This window comes from Psychromonas algarum, from assembly GCF_004376845.1.
Taxonomy (GTDB): domain Bacteria; phylum Pseudomonadota; class Gammaproteobacteria; order Enterobacterales; family Psychromonadaceae; genus Psychromonas.
The window spans coordinates 259504-278254 of record NZ_SNUW01000005.1 but is presented as its reverse complement, the minus strand read 5'-3'; the positions used below and the strand labels follow the sequence as shown (position 1 = coordinate 278254).

13 protein-coding genes are annotated in these 18751 nt (G+C 36.7%); 10 read left to right on the top strand and 3 right to left on the bottom strand.

All coding sequences use genetic code 11. From position 1 onward, the window contains the following. Window positions 1-15 precede the first annotated feature (15 nt). From ribBA to E2R68_RS06380, 7 genes are all read left to right on the top strand, one after another. Entirely contained in the window at window positions 16-1122 is a 1107-nt protein-coding gene (ribBA, locus tag E2R68_RS06410) for a bifunctional 3,4-dihydroxy-2-butanone-4-phosphate synthase/GTP cyclohydrolase II (protein ID WP_134276659.1), read from the top strand. A gap of 64 nt (window positions 1123-1186) precedes the next feature. After that, window positions 1187-1654, top strand: a complete 468-nt coding sequence (ribH, locus tag E2R68_RS06405) for a 6,7-dimethyl-8-ribityllumazine synthase (RefSeq protein ID WP_134276658.1) — start codon at window positions 1187-1189, stop codon at window positions 1652-1654. A gap of 5 nt (window positions 1655-1659) precedes the next feature. Beyond that, window positions 1660-2088: a transcription antitermination factor NusB gene (gene nusB / locus E2R68_RS06400; protein WP_134276689.1), complete on the top strand. Its 429-nt coding sequence runs from the start codon at window positions 1660-1662 to the stop codon at window positions 2086-2088. Window positions 2089-2191: 103 nt separating this feature from the next. Continuing rightward, window positions 2192-2908, top strand: a complete 717-nt coding sequence (locus E2R68_RS06395) for a DUF445 domain-containing protein (RefSeq protein WP_134276657.1) — start codon at window positions 2192-2194, stop codon at window positions 2906-2908. 80 nt (window positions 2909-2988) lie between these two features. Then, entirely contained in the window at window positions 2989-3888 is a 900-nt protein-coding gene (locus tag E2R68_RS06390) for a DMT family transporter (protein WP_243834620.1), read from the top strand. Between the two features lie 350 nt (window positions 3889-4238). Continuing rightward, on the top strand, window positions 4239-6899 hold the full coding sequence (locus tag E2R68_RS06385) for a polysaccharide lyase 6 family protein (protein WP_134276655.1): 2661 nt from the start codon (window positions 4239-4241) through the stop codon (window positions 6897-6899). Between the two features lie 286 nt (window positions 6900-7185). Then, window positions 7186-9057, top strand: a complete 1872-nt coding sequence (locus E2R68_RS06380) for a chondroitinase-B domain-containing protein (RefSeq protein WP_134276654.1) — start codon at window positions 7186-7188, stop codon at window positions 9055-9057. Between the two features lie 678 nt (window positions 9058-9735). Here E2R68_RS06380 and metG read toward each other — a convergent pair. Further along, window positions 9736-11796 (bottom strand): methionine--tRNA ligase, encoded by a 2061-nt coding sequence (metG, locus tag E2R68_RS06375; protein WP_134276653.1) that lies wholly within the window; start codon window positions 11794-11796, stop codon window positions 9736-9738. A 172-nt stretch (window positions 11797-11968) separates the two neighbouring features. On the opposite strand from metG, the gene apbC reads away from it, so the two are divergent. The 3 genes from apbC to recR are packed head-to-tail and all read left to right on the top strand — an operon-like array spanning window position 11969 to window position 13985. Next, window positions 11969-13054, top strand: a complete 1086-nt coding sequence (gene apbC / locus E2R68_RS06370) for an iron-sulfur cluster carrier protein ApbC (RefSeq protein WP_134276652.1) — start codon at window positions 11969-11971, stop codon at window positions 13052-13054. A gap of 28 nt (window positions 13055-13082) precedes the next feature. After that, a complete protein-coding gene (locus E2R68_RS06365) occupies window positions 13083-13334 on the top strand; it encodes a DUF2164 domain-containing protein (RefSeq protein ID WP_134276651.1) in 252 nt (83 codons plus the stop codon). A gap of 48 nt (window positions 13335-13382) precedes the next feature. After that, entirely contained in the window at window positions 13383-13985 is a 603-nt protein-coding gene (gene recR, locus E2R68_RS06360) for a recombination mediator RecR (RefSeq protein WP_134276650.1), read from the top strand. A gap of 91 nt (window positions 13986-14076) precedes the next feature. On the opposite strand, the gene E2R68_RS06355 is transcribed toward recR, so the two are convergent. Together E2R68_RS06355 and E2R68_RS06350 are read right to left on the bottom strand one after the other, a co-directional pair. After that, window positions 14077-16410: a YgiQ family radical SAM protein gene (locus E2R68_RS06355; protein WP_134276649.1), complete on the bottom strand. Its 2334-nt coding sequence runs from the start codon at window positions 16408-16410 to the stop codon at window positions 14077-14079. Between the two features lie 139 nt (window positions 16411-16549). Continuing rightward, on the bottom strand, window positions 16550-18511 hold the full coding sequence (locus tag E2R68_RS06350; RefSeq protein WP_134276648.1) for an exoribonuclease II: 1962 nt from the start codon (window positions 18509-18511) through the stop codon (window positions 16550-16552). Window positions 18512-18751: the final 240 nt, after the last annotated feature.

Genomic DNA, 18751 nt, shown 5'->3' with positions numbered 1-18751 from the left:
GATTAAGGAATAAAAATGAAGTTAAATACAACCGCTGAAATTATTGAAGATATCCGTTTAGGTAAAATGGTTATCTTAATGGATGATGAAGATCGTGAGAATGAAGGCGATCTAATTATGGCTGCAGACTTAGTGACTCCTGAAGCAATTAACTTCATGGCAACCTACGGCCGTGGTTTAGTTTGTTTAACGTTAACGGCAGAACGTTGTGAACAATTAAAATTACCATTAATGGTAGAAGATAATACTGCTGCATTTTCAACTAACTTTACTGTATCAATTGAAGCTGCAGAAGGGGTTACAACAGGTATTTCGGCAGCCGACCGTGCGGTAACAGTACAAGCTGCAGTTGCTGGAAACGCTAAAGCCGCTGACATTGTTATGCCCGGACATATTTTCCCTTTAAAAGCACAAGCAGGTGGTGTATTAACTCGCGCAGGTCATACTGAAGCCGGTTGTGATTTAGCACGTCTAGCAGGGCGTGAACCTGCAGGGGTGATTGTTGAAATCTTAAATGAAGATGGCAGCATGGCGCGTCGTAGCGACCTTGAAGTCTTTGCTAAAAAGCATGACATAAAATTAGGAACGGTTGCTGATCTAATTGAATACCGTAACAATAATGAAACAACCATTGAACGTGTTAGCCAGTGTAAATTACCAACAGCATTTGGTGAATTTGATTTAGTGGCGTATCAAGATACGATTGATAAACAAGTGCATTTTGCATTAGTGAATGGTGAAGTGAAACAAGGTGAAGTCACTAACGTTCGTGTTCATTTACAAAATACATTTACTGATAACTTTTTCTCTGATCGTTTAGGTGCTCGTACTTGGCCATTAAATAATGCGCTTGAGCGTTTAGCAAAAGAGGGTGGTGTTTTAGTGATGTTAGGCCACCAAGAAACCGCTGAATCTTTAATTGAGCAAATCAAATATATTAATAAAGAAGATAGCGGCGAACGTGTTGCAGTAAAAGCGCAAGGTGCAAGCCGTCGTGTGGGTATTGGTTCACAAATTTTACAAGATTTAGGCGTGCAAAAAATGGCTTTATTTAGCTCCCAGAAAAAGTATCACGCATTATCAGGTTTTGGACTTGAAGTAGTTGAATACATCACTGAATAAACAATATCGATATGGAAAAAAATTGTGTTAGAATGCACAAAAATTTTGTAATTAAGGGTAGAAAATGAAAATAATTGAAGGTGGCTTAGTTGCACCACAAGCTAAAATCGCAATCGTAATTTCTCGCTTCAATAGCTTTATCAATGAGCAGTTATTAGCGGGTGCAATTGATACCCTTAAACGTACTGGTCAAGTTGCAGATGAAAATATCACTGTAGTTCGAGTGCCAGGTGCAGTTGAATTACCATTAGCAACTAAACGTGTTGCTGCTTCACAACAGTTTGATGCGATTGTTGCATTAGGTTGTGTTATTCGTGGTGGTACTCCTCATTTTGATTTAGTGGCAAATGAATGTAATAAAGGTTTAGCACAAGTATCTTTAGACTTTGATATCCCAGTTGCATTTGGTGTATTAACAACAGATTCAATTGATCAAGCGATTGAACGTGCTGGCACTAAAATGGGTAACAAAGGTAGTGAAGCTGCTTTAGGTGCGTTAGAGATGATTAATGTAATGGCGGAATTAGGATAATGAAAATGAAACCTGCTGAACGCCGTCGTGCTCGCCAATTTGCTGTTCAAGCAATTTATCAGTGGCAAATCACTCAAACCGGTGTAACACAAATTATTGAACAGTTTTCTGTTGATCAAGATATGTCTAAAGCAGATGTACCTTATTTCAAAGAATTATTAATGGGTGTTGTGCAAAATGTAGAGTCTTTAGACGAAAAACTTTCACCATACTTATCTCGTAAAATTGATGATGTTGATATGGTTGATATTGCAGTATTACGTTTAGCAATGTTTGAATTAACATACCGTACTGATGTGCCACATAAAGTGGTATTAAATGAAGCAATTGAATTAGCAAAAGACTTTGCAACAGATGAGTCATATAAATTTGTTAATGGCGTACTTGATAAAGCATTACGTAGCTTAAAGTTACGTGAAGAAGTTTCAAAATAAGTACAATGCCTATCTATGATTAGTTTTCATTAATAATAAGAATCCAGTTATTTTTTAACTGGATTTTTTTTCGGCTAAAAATACAAAAGTTAAAGGGAAAAACATGAATAAAAGTTTAGTCACTAATCTACTTTCTGGATTAATTTTAATTATTGGCCTTATGCTAGGCAAAACAGAATTGGCAGCAATGCTAACTATGATTGGTTTATTTGCTTTGTCTGGTGCATTAACTAACTGGCTAGCTGTATTTATGTTGTTTGAGAAAGTGCCTTTCTTATATGGTTCTGGTGTTGTACCTGCACACTTTGAAGAGTTTAAATCAGGCATTAGAAATTTAATGATGCAACAATTTTTTACTACTGAAAATGTTGATCGTTTTTTATCAAATGGTAGCTTTTCTCCTGCTCAATTAAATCTGCAACCAGTGATTGAAAAAGTGGACTTAAATCCAACTTATGATGGCTTGGTAAAGGTGATTATGGAATCATCTTTTGGTGGCATGCTTGGTATGTTTGGTGGGGAAGAAGCATTAACTCCATTAAGAGAACCTTTTATCAAACACATGAAAACATCAATTATTGATTTAACTCAGGATGATGAATTTATTGAATTATTAAAAGCTGAGATCGAACAACCTGATATGATGCAGGATATTTTAGCTAAAATAGAAAAAATAATTGAACAACGGTTAGATGAACTAACACCACAATTAGTAAAAGAAATTATTCAAGCCATGATCAAAAAACACCTAGGCTGGTTAGTTGTTTGGGGTGGTGTATTTGGTGGTATTATTGGTTTAATTAGTACTTTCTTTATTTAGTAGCATTATTTATTACTAGTATTCAACAAAGCCTGTTTATTAACAGGCTTTGTTATTTCATGGAATCGAATTGGCTTATTATGTTTAATAAAACCTTTGCTCTCACTATTTTTGCTTTATTTGCTTTTGCCGCTAACTCTGTTTTTTGCCGTTTAGCATTAGGGGGAGATCAAATTGATGCCGGCAGTTTTACTGTGATCAGATTATTTTCTGGTAGCCTATTTTTAGCAAGCCTATTGTTTTTTAAACATTATTATTTAACTCCTAAAAATGAAAATAAAAAGAGAGAAGCGACAAGTCGCAACGGGAGTTGGTTAAATGCGCTTTGGTTGTTTATTTATGCACTGACTTTTTCCTATGCTTATATCCAATTAGATACGGCAACAGGTGCGTTAGTTTTATTTGCTACTGTACAAGTTACCATGTTAATCATCGGTTTATGCAAAGGACGCTCTTTAAGCATTGCTGAATGGAGTGGATTGTTGCTCGCGATTGTTGGCTTTGTATACTTGTTAGCCCCGCAGATCTCAAGCCCTTCGTTAATTGCATTTATCTTAATGTGTGTATCTGGTATCAGCTGGGCTTTTTATACACTTGCAGGAAAACAAAGTACTGATCCTAGTGCTGATACAATTTATAACTTTCTTCGCACGCTACCTTTCGTATTTATTCTTATGCTAATCAATATTGAAAGCAGTCATCTAAGCCTTGTCGGAGTCATTAATGCTGTTTTATCAGGGGTATTTGCTTCTGCACTCGGTTATTTATTATGGTATCAAGCATTAAAAGGTCTACGTCATAATGTGGCTGCAGTGGTGCAACTATTAGTGCCAGTATTTGCAGCCATTGCAGGCTTTATTTTATTAGATGAAAGAGTTTCGATTACTTTTTTAATATCAAGCTTAATGATATTGAGCGGCATCTTATTAGTGATTAAAAATCCAACTATTAAGTTTCTAAATAAACACAATAAGCCATAAAGTTATTCTACTTAAATATTATTATTTTACCTACCTAAAATAGCTTACCTAATTATTGATGAAACTTTATTTATAGATTTTTAGCCCTTGAGAGCGCTAATTTATCTATTTAACAGATGAAATCTTCTTAGTGATTATTTCTATTGTGCTTTCAATTTTTGAATATCGACATTGACCAGGAAAATAAACTACCCCTAAATAGGCATTTTATTTTTGTGGTTATTGAAGATGGATCACGTCATTTATCAGTCTTTTGGCAATCGTTCAATAAGTGTGAGCTTTGTAATTGTTTTACTTTATTTTCTGATTATATTAGCGGGGTTTTTAAATAACCAAGGAAGGTATTGTATATGTACAAGAAATTAATATTAGCTTCAATGATTGCCGGATTAATGGGATGTGGGGGATCGAATGATTCGAGTGTACCAACTCCAGGAGTTCCAGATACAGAAGTTCCAGATACAGAAGTTCCAGATACAGGGGCTCCAGATACAGAGGTTCCAGATATTGAACTGGATATTCCTAATTTACCCGCAGGCGTTAAAACTGTTCCTGAAGTTAACTGTACAGAAGTATTTACATCAGTTTCTGTATTAGAAGATGCAGTATCGGAAGAGATGGAAGCAGGTACCACGCTTTGTCTTGCTGATGGTACTTATTCTGACGATTTACAGCTGAAAATGGGTGGAGCAGGAACGGAAGCTCAACCCATTAAAGTGGCTGCAGAAAATCCGGGTAAAGCTATTTTTGAGGGCGGTAAAATTTCAATTAAAATGGGCGGAACCTATACTCAGTTACAAGGTTTAGTATTTAAAGATATTACCTTTAGCAGTGCTTTAATTGAAACACGATTGGGCAGTAATCTTGAAGATCTTTGTCATAACTGTCGTATTACCGAAGTCACGGTTGATACTGCCGAAGCAACAGGAAGCGGCGGTATTTTAGCTAAAATTTTTGGTAAAGATATTTGGGTTGACCATAATATCTTTAGTGGAAAAACAGCTGCGAATCCAATGGTTTCTTTAGATCGTTGGTTGAGTGGAGATTTAGTGACTGATGAAGAAAAACTTCCAATGCTTACGCAAGGTGTTGTTGTCTACAATAACTATTTTGCTAATCGTCCGCCAGCTGATGGGAAAATGTACGCAGGTAGCAGTGATAATGATTATGAAGCAATTCGAACAGGCTTAAGTGATACTCATCATTACCCTGGTAATTCATTCGTTGTAGGTAATTTATTTGAAAATATTCAAGGTGAAGCTGAAGTTGTTTCTAATAAAGCATCAAATAATGTAATTTCTCATAATACTGTTCGTAATAGTTATGGTTCAATTACTAACCGTCATGGTAATACTAATGTGATTGATGGCAACTTTGTATTTGGTGATGGTTATCCATTCGCAGGTGGTTTACGTATCGTTGATGATGGCCACATTGTGACTAATAACTATATTGAAGGCGCACGTTATAAAGCAACAACGCATCATGGTGGTATTGTTATTTTAGGATCTGATGGTGCAGGTGATGGTAATAATGGTTATCAGCAAGTTGAAAATATCCATGTTGCTCATAACACTGTGGTAAATAGTGTAAATAGTGTAAACATTGATGGTGGTGGTAAGTCGGATCAACCAAAACAAGTTTATTTTGCAAACAATATTGTAGATCAAGCTGTTGGCCCTATTTTTGTACAAACCGATCGTAGTGTAAGTAATGACTCTGTTTATACTGGTAACCACGTATACGGTTCAGAGTTAGCAGATACATCATCTATTACTGATTCTGATTTAGGGGCTACGTTAGAAACTTCTCCAATGTTGGCAGCTACAAATGGTATCTATCGTCCAATTAGTCCTTCATCGCTTATTGCAGGCTCATATGACAAAGGTGATTTTGATTCTGTAACAATGGATATGGATGGTACTGAACGAGGTGAAGTGACTCAAGTTGGCGCTGATGATGATAATTCAAATGTTGCTACTAGCAAACCATTAACTTATGCAGATGTTGGTCCGTCATACGACTATCCAAAACCAGAAGCTATCATGGTTGAAGCTGAAATTAGCAATGCTGATTTTGAAGATGATGCAACAGGTTGGTCAGGTGCATCGGTAACAACTGATGGTGCTTTTGCAGGACATAGCTTAGTTATTCAAGGAACTAACGATGTAACTCAATCAAATGTTGAATTAACACCAAGTACTAGATATGCCGTATCAGCATTTGTTAAAGGTGTGTACTCAATTTCTGTTAATGACCATGTATTTGAAGGTGAGGAAAGTACTTCTGATTACACATATGTTATTCATGAATTCACCACAGGATCTGCTGAAACATCAGGTGAAATCAAACTTGCATTAGCTAAAGAAGTTGTTTTAAACGCAGAGCTTGTAGATGGTGATTTAAGTGGCTTTAGAGGTGGTGATACTGGTAACTGGGAAACTGATGAAGATTCAGATGCAGGGTTAGGTGATGTAGGTAGTTCAGGTGATAGTGCATTCAATGATGTTGACTCAAATGGTTCTGTTCGAATCAGATTCAAAAAAGGGCAAACTAATCATGACTTTACAGCAACACCTGGTTTAAGACAGACTGTACATAATATTCCTACAGCAACTGATTTAACATACTCGTTATATTACTGTGATAATAAAAAAGAAGATTCTGTAACAACGCTTCATTACGGAGTGAAGGATACTGAAGGTCTTGTTATTGCAGAAAGTACTGCACATGTTAAAGATTTAGATGATGCACCAGAAGGTTCAGTGAAAGATTGTTTCAAGCAAGTAACGCTTGATATTCCAAATAATTCACATGAAACTATGGAGATATTTGCTTATATCACAGTTGATACCGCTAACTATTCAAATGAAGAACTGCTTGCGCAGGTTGAAAGTAATAAAGAGCTTGAGGTTCGTGTAGATGAGTTCTCATTAACTTATACAGGTGCGCCAGCAAGTGATGCGGAAGCTCATTTTGATGAAGTACGTTTAGTTAAGCGTGTTGATTAATCAATCTTGCCATTACTGAAAATTTAAGGGATGGCAGTAGATTCTTAAATCACTAACTTTAAAACAAAACCTGATTTCAATATTTATTGGAATCAGGTTTTTTTATTGTAGGGTTAAATATTTGATAGTTACTTTGTTGTGTCTTGAAGATATTACCTATTTAGATATAGATCACGAGATTGGAAAGTAAAAGATTAGACTTTAATGAAAGTGTGAGCTTCCTGAATATTTTACAACATTATCACTGTATTTTGTGAAATATACATAAATAACCAAGGAATGGCTCATGTTTAAGAAATTAATTATTGCTTCGGCAATCGCAACTCTATTAACAGGTTGTGGCTCTTCAAGTAGTTCCTCTACTACACCAAATATAGATACTGATCCTGAGATTGATACAAGTCCAGAAACTGGGTTAACACCCGATCTAGAGGGGGGCACTGCTGCTGTTATCGGTGGAGATACATCGTTAAGTTTCTATTATAAAGATGCTGCAGAAGGGAAACTATCAATTGTTGATCCTGATGAAGGCGAAGCTGCTTTTATTCCCCAAACGAGTTCATCTACTATGTATGGTTTATTTTCTGTTACTGAAAAAGGCTTATGGACACTGGAAGTGCCTGAAGCTGAAGAGCTTGGTGACTTAGAAAAAGACGAAACACGTAGTGACAGTATTACTGTGGAATCAATTGATGGCACAGAACAGACCATTAATTTTACAATAAAATCTGCAGATGCAAAACCTGACGATGGCGACAAAGAAGAAGATGATGAAGAGGAAGCGAATACTTATGCTTGTTCAGAGGCATTAGAAATTACGGGATCTGATGCAACTCCTAGTGTGTCAGGAGCAACTCATGTTTCAGAAGTTGATGATTTAAGTACTTTACTTAAAAGCGGTATTGTTAAAGGTGGAGATGAGATAGTTGTTACTGGCGATGGTCAAATATCAATTAAAGACACTTGTTTTGATTCTCAAGTACTTATCCGTGCTGAAAATGTCGGAAGTGTTACTTTAGAAACAGCTGCTATTTCTAATTCTCAAAATATAGCAATACAAGGTTTTGTATTTGGACCTAATGATTCAAGCACATTATTTAAAATTGTAAATTCCAAAAACATTAAAGTATTACGTAATAAATTTGATCATGCAGGTGTTATCGATGGACAAACATCTTTAGTGCTAACTGAATCAAGTGAAAATATATCGATCGCTTATAACGAATTTATAGATAAAGATGTCATTGTAGAAGACGATGGACAAATAAATTCAGGAAGTTACATTAAGTTCCAGTATGACGATGATACTGGCACAATGACAAAAGGTGCTCATATCCACCATAATTACTTCAAAAATATTATTGCCTATGTTCAATCCGATGGTTCAGTTGCCGGTGATTCAGACCGTGAAGCAATCGTATTTGGTGATAACGGATCTCAAGATGTTGAAACATATCATTTAGTTGAATATAACTTATTTGAAGATACTGATGGTGAAAATGAAATTATGACGGTAAAAACGTCAAACAATGAATTTTCAAATAATACATTTTTAAATTCAATGGGCTCATTGTCGTTCCGTTTAGGTCATGATAATAAAGCAATTAATAACTATTTTTATGGTACGGGTGAGAGTGCAACAGTAAGTGATCCTAACTATCAAACGGGTGGTGTGCGAATTTATGGTGCAAACCATCTCGTTACAGGAAACTACATGGAGAACCTATCAGGTGATACTTGGAGATTACCTATTCTAGTGGATTCTGGTGATGTGTCAGATAGCTCTGGTGCGAATAATCATGAAACAACAACTAATGCGACTATTAAAGATAATATTCTTGTGAATAATCTTAATGGCGGTATTCAGGTGGGCGGTAGCAAATATAGCATCATGCCATCGGGTAATAATTTAACGGATAATATTGTAATTGGCGACGCAGGGGATTTATATTTCTCTTATGCGCAAGGTTCATCTAATACATGGAATGGTAATGTTGCTTATGCGACTGGCTCCGCAATGGAATTAGAGGGGGCTGATGCGGGAGCAGAAATTACATTAACGGATGACCAACTATTAAAAGAAACAAGCGAACCTAGTTTTGTAAAACCAACACCTTTAACAACCGCAGATGTTGGTCCTATTGCAGATTTAAATTAATAATAACTTATTAATTTATCGCTAATAAAATACCGATTATATAAAAATATAGTCGGTATTTTTTTGTCAGTTTTTCAATTGTGATTTGTAAAGCTAGCTTATTGAATAACAAACATGGGCGTGGCTTTTAAGCCACCTAATAAGCAGGCAGGATAAATCCTGCGCCCCGAATAAGTGTCATGACTTATCTACATTATTAATGAATTTTATTCAGATTTAGTAACCTTGGGGCGTGGCTTTCAAGCCACCTAATAAGCAGGCAGGATGAATCCTGTGCCCCGAATAAGTGTCATGACTTATCTACATTATTAATGAATTTTATTCAGATTTAGTAACCTTGGGGCGTGGCTTTCAAGCCACCTAATAAGCAGGCAGGATGAATCCTGTGCCCCGAGATCAATATCTAATATGTATTAACTTGGGGCGTGGCTTTTAAGCCACCTAATAAGCAGGCAGGATGAATCCTGCGCCCCGAGATCAATATCTAATATGTATTAACTTGGGGCGTGGCTTTTAAGCTACCTAATCAACGAACAATACAAGCACGGTGTGGTTTTAATTATGTGAAAAACCTCTGAAAAAAAAGCCGATTATAAGAAATATAATCGGCTTTTTTACTTTCTTAGGAGAGATTTAAGTGTCTAAACTTTCCTATCAATAACAATTTGCTATTAATGCTTACATAATACGTTGACCAGGCTTCGCACCTGAATCTGGATTTAGGATATGAATATCTTCACCGCCAGGGCCTGCTGCTAGTACCATGCCTTCAGATAAACCAAACTTCATTTGACGTGGTGCAAGGTTTGCCACCATGACTGTCAATTTACCTTCTAAATCTTCAGGGTTGTAAGCTGATTTAATGCCAGCAAATACAGTACGTGTTTCGCCACCTAAATCTAACGTCAATTTTAATAGTTTATTTGCTTTAGGCACATGCTCTGCTTTTGCAATTAACGCAACGCGTAGGTCTGTTTTAGCAAACGTATCAAAATCGATTTCCGCGGCGATTGGCTCTTTATCAAGCTCACTTTGGCTTGCTGCTTGTGTTGCTTCAGCAGATTTTGCTTTCGCTTCTGCATCTGCTGCAGCACTTGCTTTTGATGATTCAACCATTGCATCAACATGTTTAGGATCAATACGTTGGAATAACGCTTTAAATTTATTGATTTTATGTCCTGCTAATGGTGTTCTGATGCTATCCCAGGTTAAGGTTTCATCTAAAAATGCTTCACTACGCTCAGTCAATTTTGGCATGATTGGTTTTAAATAAGTCATTAAAACGCGGAATAAGTTAATTCCCATTGAACAGATATCTTGTACTTCCAGTTCCTTACCTTCAACCTTTGCTAATGCCCACGGTGCTTTATCATCAATATATTTATTAGCGATATCAGCTAATGTCATAATTTCACGAATAGCACGTGCAAATTCACGTTTTTCAAATTGCTCTGCAATTGACTCACCGGCATCAATAAACTGTTGGTATAACTCCGGCTCTGATACTTCAGCTGATAATTGACCATCATATTTTTTAGCAATAAAGCCTGCAGTACGAGATGCTAGGTTTACTAACTTATTCACTACATCAGAATTTACACGTTGTGAGAAATCTTCTAAGTTAAAGTCTAAATCATCAACGCGTGATGTTAATTTAGCTGCGTAATAATAACGTAAACATTCAGGATCTAAGTGTTCCATATAAGTGCTAGCTTTGATGAATGTGCCTTTAGATTTAGACATCTTCTCACCATTTACTGTCACGTAACCATGTACGTTAACGCCAGTTGGTTTACGGAATCCTGCTCCTTCTAACATTGCTGGCCAGAATAAACCGTGGAAGTTAATGATGTCCTTACCGATGAAGTGATAAAGCTCAGCTGTGCTGTCTTTACTCCAGTAATCATCAAAATTTAAACTGTCAGTACGGTCGCATAAGTTTTTAAAACTTCCCATGTAACCGATTGGGGCGTCTAACCATACATAGAAAAATTTACCCGGTGCATCTGGTATTTCAAAACCAAAGTAAGGAGCATCACGTGTGATATCCCAAGCTTTCAAACCACTTTCAAACCATTCACTTAATTTATTTGCGATACCACTTTGTAGTGCACCTGATTGAGTCCACTCGACTAACATTTCTTGAAATTGTGGTGCATCAAAGAATAAATTTTCAGTATCTTTCATGACGGGTGTTGCATTAGAGACCACTGATTTTGGATTGATCATTTCAGCTGGGCTATAGGTTGCACCGCAAACGTCACAGTTATCACCGTATTGCTCTTCTGCTTTACATTTAGGGCAAGTACCTTTTACAAAACGGTCGGGTAAAAACATTTCTTTTTCAGGATCGTATAACTGAGAAACGACTTTTTTAGTGATGTAACCGCTATCACGTAAAGCAAGATAAACCTGTGAAGATAATGCTTTATTCTCTTCAGAATGTGTTGAATGGTAATTATCAAAACTGATATTAAAGCCATCAAAGTCTTTTTCGTGATCCGCTTGTACGTCAGCAATGAGTTGCTCTGGTGTAATTCCCATTTCTTGAGCTTTCAACATGATCGCCGTACCGTGTGCATCGTCAGCACATACGAAGTGAATATTATTACCACGTAAGCGTTGGAATCGAACCCAAATGTCAGCTTGTATATGTTCAAGCATATGGCCTAAATGGATTGGACCATTTGCGTAGGGAAGGGCGCAGGTAACAAGGATATTACGATCTTGATTAGCCATTTTATTTGATATTCCTTAAGTCTAAGCGAGGTTTTAAGGGCGTAATTCTACCCAAAAAACATCACAAATCCCACTCTTATCTAGGTCGGAATTAACGCCTATTTTTAATAAGGATGAATTATCTAATTATTTTGATAAACTCAGCGATTAATTTGAGTTTAAGGGAGGTTATATGCTGTTTAAAAAGAAAACAATTGAGCAACAAGTTTTACGCTGTATTGAGCAAGCAATTGAGCCAGAAATTTTTAAAAAATTTATTGATCAAGGTTTATTGGTGATTAAAGCAGATACTGCGGAAATTAATCTTTCTTTACCTTTTTACGCAGATAATTGGTTATCTAGATTAAAGCAACAAACAAATGATCCATTAACCTCAATATTCAAGCAGCAGTTTAGTTGGAATGTTACGCATAAAATACCTTGTTTCGAACATAAAAAAGTCGCAAAAACAAACCCAAATATTAAAAATATTATTGCTGTTTCATCTGGCAAAGGTGGCGTTGGGAAATCGACTGTTAGTGTTAACCTTGCTTTAGCACTGCTACAAAATGGTGCCAAAGTGGGTTTATTGGATGCAGATATTTATGGTCCATCTATTCCAACTATGCTGGGTGAAAAAAACACTAAATCAACTTCTGCCGATGGCAAATTATTATTACCGATTGAAGCTCATGGTGTTGTTTGTAACAGTATTGGTTTTTTAATTGAAGATAAAGATGCCATGGTATGGCGTGGCCCAATGGCGAGTAAAGCATTACAACAAGTGTTAAACGAAACTGACTGGCCCGAACTTGATTATTTAATTGTAGATATGCCACCAGGTACGGGTGATATCCAGCTTACAATGTCACAGAATGTCCCTCTTACAAGTGCAGTTGTTGTTACCACCCCTCAAGATATTGCGTTAATTGATGCCCAGAAAGGGGTGATCATGTTCGATAAAGTAGATGTAAATGTGGCAGGTATTATCGAAAATATGAGTGTCTATTCCTGTGTGAAATGTGGCCATGAAGAAGCTATTTTTGGTACGGGTGGTGGTAAAAAATTAGCAGAGCAATTTAATTTATCATTTTTAGGTGCTTTACCACTGCATATTCAATATCGAGAAGATACTGACTCTGGTTGCCCAACGGTTGCTAAAAATGAAAAAACAACCTTAGTTGCTCCTTATTTGCAGTTAGCTGAAGATATTGCCATTAATCTATACAAAGATTGTCAGCCAACTATTGAGCAAATAAAAATTACTGAAATAAAATAAAAAAACGAAATAATAAGTAGGAAATAATATGGCTGCGATAGAGTTTTCAAAAGACCAAAAAATAACCTTGGTTGATCAAATCCAAAAGTATTTTGAGAAAGAGTTAGATCAAGAAATTGGTGAGTTTGATGCTGAGTTTTTATTAGATTTTTTCAGTGAAAAAGTGGGAGGTTATTATTATAACCAAGGTCTTAATGATGCGAGAGCAATATTAGATGATAAACTAGAAACCATTACTGAATCATTTTACGAATTAGAAAAAGTCACTGAATTTGGTTAATGATGAAATCATTAATGACAATCATGTTAATAAAATAGAAGAGAAATAATGTCACCTAGACCTTTAATCGATGAATTGATGCAAGCGTTACAATGTTTACCTAGTGTCGGTCCTAAATCAGCACAACGAATGGTATATCATTTGTTAGATAAAAATCGCAATGGTGCGTTAAAACTGAGTGATACCTTAGCAAGAGCAGTAGCTGAAATTGGGCATTGTCAACAATGTCGCACCTTTACTGAAGAAGATTTATGCCCTATTTGTAATAACGCCAAACGTAATGAAACGGGGATTATTTGTATTGTAGAAATGCCTGTTGATGTGGTGGCCATTGAGCAAACCGCTTTATTTTCAGGAACTTATTTTGTTTTGATGGGGCACTTGTCACCCCTTGATGGCATTGGTCCAGAACAACTTGGTTTACATTTACTAGAAAAACAGATGCAAGCGGGTAAAACCAGTGAAATAATTTTAGCAACAAATCCTACTGTTGAAGGTGAAGCAACCGCTTATTATATTGCAGAGATGGCTAAAAAATGTGGCATTCAAGTTAGTCGTATTGCTCATGGTGTGCCGGTAGGGGGAGAGTTAGAATTTGTAGATAGTACGACACTTTCACATTCATTTACTGGCCGTTCGATAGTCAATTAATACAATGCTTTTAGGCTTTTAATACCCTATAAAAAACGGGACTCATTTGATGAGTCCCGTTTTTTTAGGTCGCTGGTTTTAACGAATCTAATTATTTAGTTTTAACTCTGGTATTCGTAACGAACTTTTTAGGGGCTGAGTTTTTGCTTTTATTAGGCTTGATGGATACTTTGGCTTTCGATCCTAGTTTCGCTTTTGTTTTAGCTTTTCCTGCTTTAAAGCCGTCTTTTGCTGCATCTTTTGTGGCTTTAAATTGCCCTAGGCCAGTATGTTTACTTAAAGCAATTTGTCCTGCTTTAACATCACCAGATTGGCTCCATTTATTTCCTTTTTTAATAGCAGTCTTTTCATTACGGCTTTCTGGCGGCACTAAATGATGCGGACCTTTGCCAATTAAAGTACGCGCTAAACCTAAACTCTTTAACGCTTCTCGAATTAATGGCCAGTTTTCAGGTACGTGGTAACGTAAAATCGCTTTATGTAATTTACGCTGGCGTGCACCTTTTGCTGTGAGTACTTCTTCAGATTCTTTATTCACTTTATGCAGTGGGTTTTTCTCTGTGTGATACATAGTCGTCGCATTAGCCATCGGTGATGGATAAAAGTTTTGTACTTGATCTAATTTAAATTTATTAGATTTCAACCATAATGCTAAGTTGATCATGTCTTTATCAGTGGTACCTGGGTGCGCAGAGATAAAGTAAGGAATTAAGTATTGTTTTTTACCCGCTGCTTTAGAATACTTTTCAAACATTTCTTTGAAAATTTCATAGCTACTCATGGTGGGTTTCATCATTTTGTCGAGCGGACCTTTTTCAGTATGTTCTGGTGCTATTTTTAAATAACCGCCAACATGATGTTCAACTAATTCTTTTACATAACGAGGATCTTCAACTGCAATATCGTAACGAACACCTGATGCGATTAAAATCTTTTTAATACCTGTTAATTTACGTGCGCGTCGATATAAGCTAATAGTATGCTCATGGTTGGTTTCCATGTGATGGCATATATCGGGGAATACACATGATAAACGACGACAAGTTTGCTCTGCCTTAGGGCTCTTACATTTCAAGCGATACATGTTGGCCGTGGGGCCACCTAGATCTGAAATTACACCTGTAAAACCAGGTACTTTATCGCGTATTGTTTCGATTTCTCTAATAATAGAATCTTCAGAGCGACTTTGAATAACGCGGCCTTCATGCTCTGTGATTGAGCAGAAAGTACACCCACCAAAACAACCCCGCATGATGTTAATTGAAAAGCGGATCATGTCATAAGCTGGAATTTTTGCATCACCATAAGCAGGGTGTGGAACACGCTGATAAGGTAAATCAAATACTGAATCAATCTCTTCGGTTGTTAACGGATAAGCTGGTGGATTAACCCAAAGTAAACGTTTTCCATGATATTGTGCTAATGCACGAGCACAACCCGGGTTTGTTTCTTGGTGTAATACACGAGAAGTATGCGCATAAAGCATTTTTTCACTACTGACTTTTTCATAGCTTGGTAATTGAATATAAGTTTTTTCCCAAGGTTTACTTTTTTTAGGACGCGCAAAAGCAGGTTGGATAGTGATTGGCTTAGTCGCGTCTTGCACCTCTTCTGCTTCTTGATCTGCTAATTTTTGTGTAGCACAGGCGACATTAATATCGGCATAAGGATTAATAATGGGATCTATTTTACCGATATGGTCAACTTGTGTTGAATCTAAACCATCCCAACCTACTAAAGGCTCTTTTGTTAGCAAGGCGCTACCGCGTATTTCCGTCATGTTTTTTACATCTTCACCTTGTGCTAATCGATAAGCAACTTCAAGCAAAGGACGTTCGGCATTACCAAATAATAAAATATCTGCTTTTGAATCTAATAGAACTGAGTGGCGTACTTTATCTGACCAATAATCATAATGTGCAATACGGCGCAAACTTGCTTCAATGCCTCCAATCACAACAGGTACACCTTTAAAGGCTTCTTTACAGCGCTGTGTATAAACCAAGACTGCTCGATCGGGACGTTTTCCGCCTTCATTATTTGGCGTATAAGCATCATCATGACGCATACGACGTTCGGCAGTATAACGGTTGATCATAGAATCCATATTGCCTGCAGAGACGCCAAAAAATAGATTAGGTTTACCGAGTTTCATGAAGTCATTTTTATTACTCCAATCTGGTTGTGCAATAATGCCCACTCGATAACCTTGTGCTTCCAATGTTCGGCCGATCACTGCCATACCAAAACTTGGATGATCAACATAAGCATCACCTACGACTAAGATAATGTCACAAGAGTCCCAGCCTAGTTTTTTCATCTCTTTACGCGACATAGGGAGAAATGGCGCGGGCTTTTCAGCTCGTGCTTTAAAGTTGTCGTATGAGAAAAGGGGACGGTCTGCTTGTAATAAATCAACGCTCATTGGAACTGCCTAGTTAAAAATTTAGGCGCGATTATAACTTGCCTTGGCAAGCTAAGCGATGAATTCTTAACCATTAAATAGATAGGGGAATAAGAAAAGGTCAGTTGACCTATAAAGATCAACTGATTAATGCGTTAATTTACCCGAGTGGTTCTGCAAGCTTTGCAATGAGTTGACGCGATTCAGGCTTAACCGATGTAAGCATGACATCAATGACATCACCAAGTTGTAACTCAATTTGTTCCGCAACTTTAACAACGCCTTGCTCTCGAACACATTCAACTTTTTTAGCGTCAGTAGCAGATTTGCTGAGTAAACTACTTGGCACAAAGAAAGTAGCGCCATTTTCTTGCACTCGTACACGACAACCTGCTTTTACGATATCGAATATTTCTGCTTTATAGCGCCAATCTGAATTTTCTTGGTCTTTTAAGTAGCGACAATATAATAGATTGTTTACATCCCGCTCAGCCATACGTTGTGATTTACGCGCTTCATTTAAATGTGCACCGATATCAGTGTCGATGACATTGCTTGTTTGTTCTATTAATACCGATTTAATTAAGCGATGATTAATTAAATCGCCATATTTACGGATCGGAGAAGTCCAGGTTGCATAGTGATTGACGCCCATTGTGAAATGAGGTGCAGGTGTTGTTGCTGTATCTGCGTAAGACAATAAACGACGTAAACGATGATCTAAATAAGCGTTGTGTAATAATGCAACATCTTGACGCATTTTGATGTAACCATCGAGGGTTGCTAATGAAGTCGCTTGCACTGTAATGCCATATTCAGCAAGTAACTTAGCGGCTTTTTCTAATCTATCGGTGGCAAATCCTGAATGTACGTTAAATACACCAACTTGACAGTGTTTAGCTAAAAAGTCACCGGCACAGACATTGGCGGCGATCATTGATTCTTCAACTAATCGGTTAGCAGTACGGCGAGGTTCACAAAGAATTTCATATACTTCACCTTTGTTATTCAGTTTTAAGGTGTAATCAGGCTGGCTTTTGATCACCACTGTATTTTCACAACGCCATTGATGACGAGCTTCAGTTGCTTGATCTAATACTTTCAATAATTGACTTAATATTTTATTTGGTTTCCATTGTCCATCTGTTAATTCATCATTTTCTAAATAATTTGAAACATCATGATAATTAAGTCGGTAATGAGATTTTATCCAAGCTGCAAAAAAGGTTGGTTCATGAAGAATTGCACCATCTTTTCCTATTTGCATTGTGCAACATATAGTTGCGCGTTTTTCACCTTCTTTAAGTGAACATAAACTGTCACTTAAATCACGCGGTAACATAGGTACGTTAAAATTAGGAAGATATAAAGTAAATGAACGTCTTTTAGCTTCTGCATCCATTTCTGTCGCTTCTGGCACATAAGCAGAAGGATCTGAAATGGCAACTGCTAGCGCCCAGCCTTGTTCATTTTCTTCTATATATAATGCATCATCCATATCTTGCGTGTTCACGCCATCAATAGTGAAAAACGGCGTTTTTGTTAAATCTTGACGTTCTAACTCAGGATCAATCACTTGCCAAGGATGATCAAACTCAGGCGCTTTATTAGGTAAGTTGTGTGTTGCAACTGCGATTAAACGATAAGCAAAAGGGTCATTATAATCTGCTATTTTTTCAATAATTTCTGTCAGAAAACCGTTACCTTCTAAGGCATGTTCAAGTAATTTAACTTTGACCCAATCACCATCATGGTAACCTTTATTTGCAAGCTTCATTGCGCCTTTTATTTTAAAGAAAGCATGTAACAAAGGATTATTCGCTTTAATTGAAACACGTTTATCGCTAATTGAAAGTTGAGCTACAAATTCTGAGGTTTCTGTGTTTTTTAATTGCACAGGTTGAGCTGTTGATTTATCACCATTCTCTTGTATCGCAGCACTAATACGATCGCCGTGTAGTACTTTTTTCATATCATTGGGGGCAATAAAAAAACGTTTGCCTTTATCGGTTTCTAAAAATCCAAATCCACGTTCAGATGCTTTAACAATGCCGGTACGTTTGGGAGTATTTTCCTGCATAGTTTGTTTAAGTTGGTTTAATAATGGATTGTCTTGAAACATACTTGAAACCTTAAATGGATAGCGATATTAATGTATGGTATTGAGTTACTTAAAGAAAAGAGTGGTTTAAATAATAATGAATACACAACCAGTTAAGTTTTCTCAATTTAATAAGCGAATAGTAAAGGTGATTGCAGGGGAATTAAAGGTTGAACTACGCAAATGTTACAAATTAAAATTAATTAAAAAAAAATACAAAAAAGGCTTGGCTTTTTTTATCTCACTCTGTATTATTCGCCT

Bases quoted from the DNA above. Each gene is read 5' to 3' on its own strand.
- ribBA (WP_134276659.1), top strand. From the start codon at position 16: ATGAAGTTAAATACAACCGCTGAAATTATTGAAGATATCCGTTTAGGT.
- ribH (WP_134276658.1), top strand. From the start codon at position 1,187: ATGAAAATAATTGAAGGTGGCTTAGTTGCACCACAAGCTAAAATCGCA.
- nusB (WP_134276689.1), top strand. From the start codon at position 1,660: ATGAAACCTGCTGAACGCCGTCGTGCTCGCCAATTTGCTGTTCAAGCA.
- E2R68_RS06395 (WP_134276657.1), top strand. From the start codon at position 2,192: ATGAATAAAAGTTTAGTCACTAATCTACTTTCTGGATTAATTTTAATT.
- E2R68_RS06390 (WP_243834620.1), top strand. From the start codon at position 2,989: ATGTTTAATAAAACCTTTGCTCTCACTATTTTTGCTTTATTTGCTTTT.
- E2R68_RS06385 (WP_134276655.1), top strand. From the start codon at position 4,239: ATGTACAAGAAATTAATATTAGCTTCAATGATTGCCGGATTAATGGGA.
- E2R68_RS06380 (WP_134276654.1), top strand. From the start codon at position 7,186: ATGTTTAAGAAATTAATTATTGCTTCGGCAATCGCAACTCTATTAACA.
- metG (WP_134276653.1), bottom strand. From the start codon at position 11,796: ATGGCTAATCAAGATCGTAATATCCTTGTTACCTGCGCCCTTCCCTAC.
- apbC (WP_134276652.1), top strand. From the start codon at position 11,969: ATGCTGTTTAAAAAGAAAACAATTGAGCAACAAGTTTTACGCTGTATT.
- E2R68_RS06365 (WP_134276651.1), top strand. From the start codon at position 13,083: ATGGCTGCGATAGAGTTTTCAAAAGACCAAAAAATAACCTTGGTTGAT.
- recR (WP_134276650.1), top strand. From the start codon at position 13,383: ATGTCACCTAGACCTTTAATCGATGAATTGATGCAAGCGTTACAATGT.
- E2R68_RS06355 (WP_134276649.1), bottom strand. From the start codon at position 16,410: ATGAGCGTTGATTTATTACAAGCAGACCGTCCCCTTTTCTCATACGAC.
- E2R68_RS06350 (WP_134276648.1), bottom strand. From the start codon at position 18,511: ATGTTTCAAGACAATCCATTATTAAACCAACTTAAACAAACTATGCAG.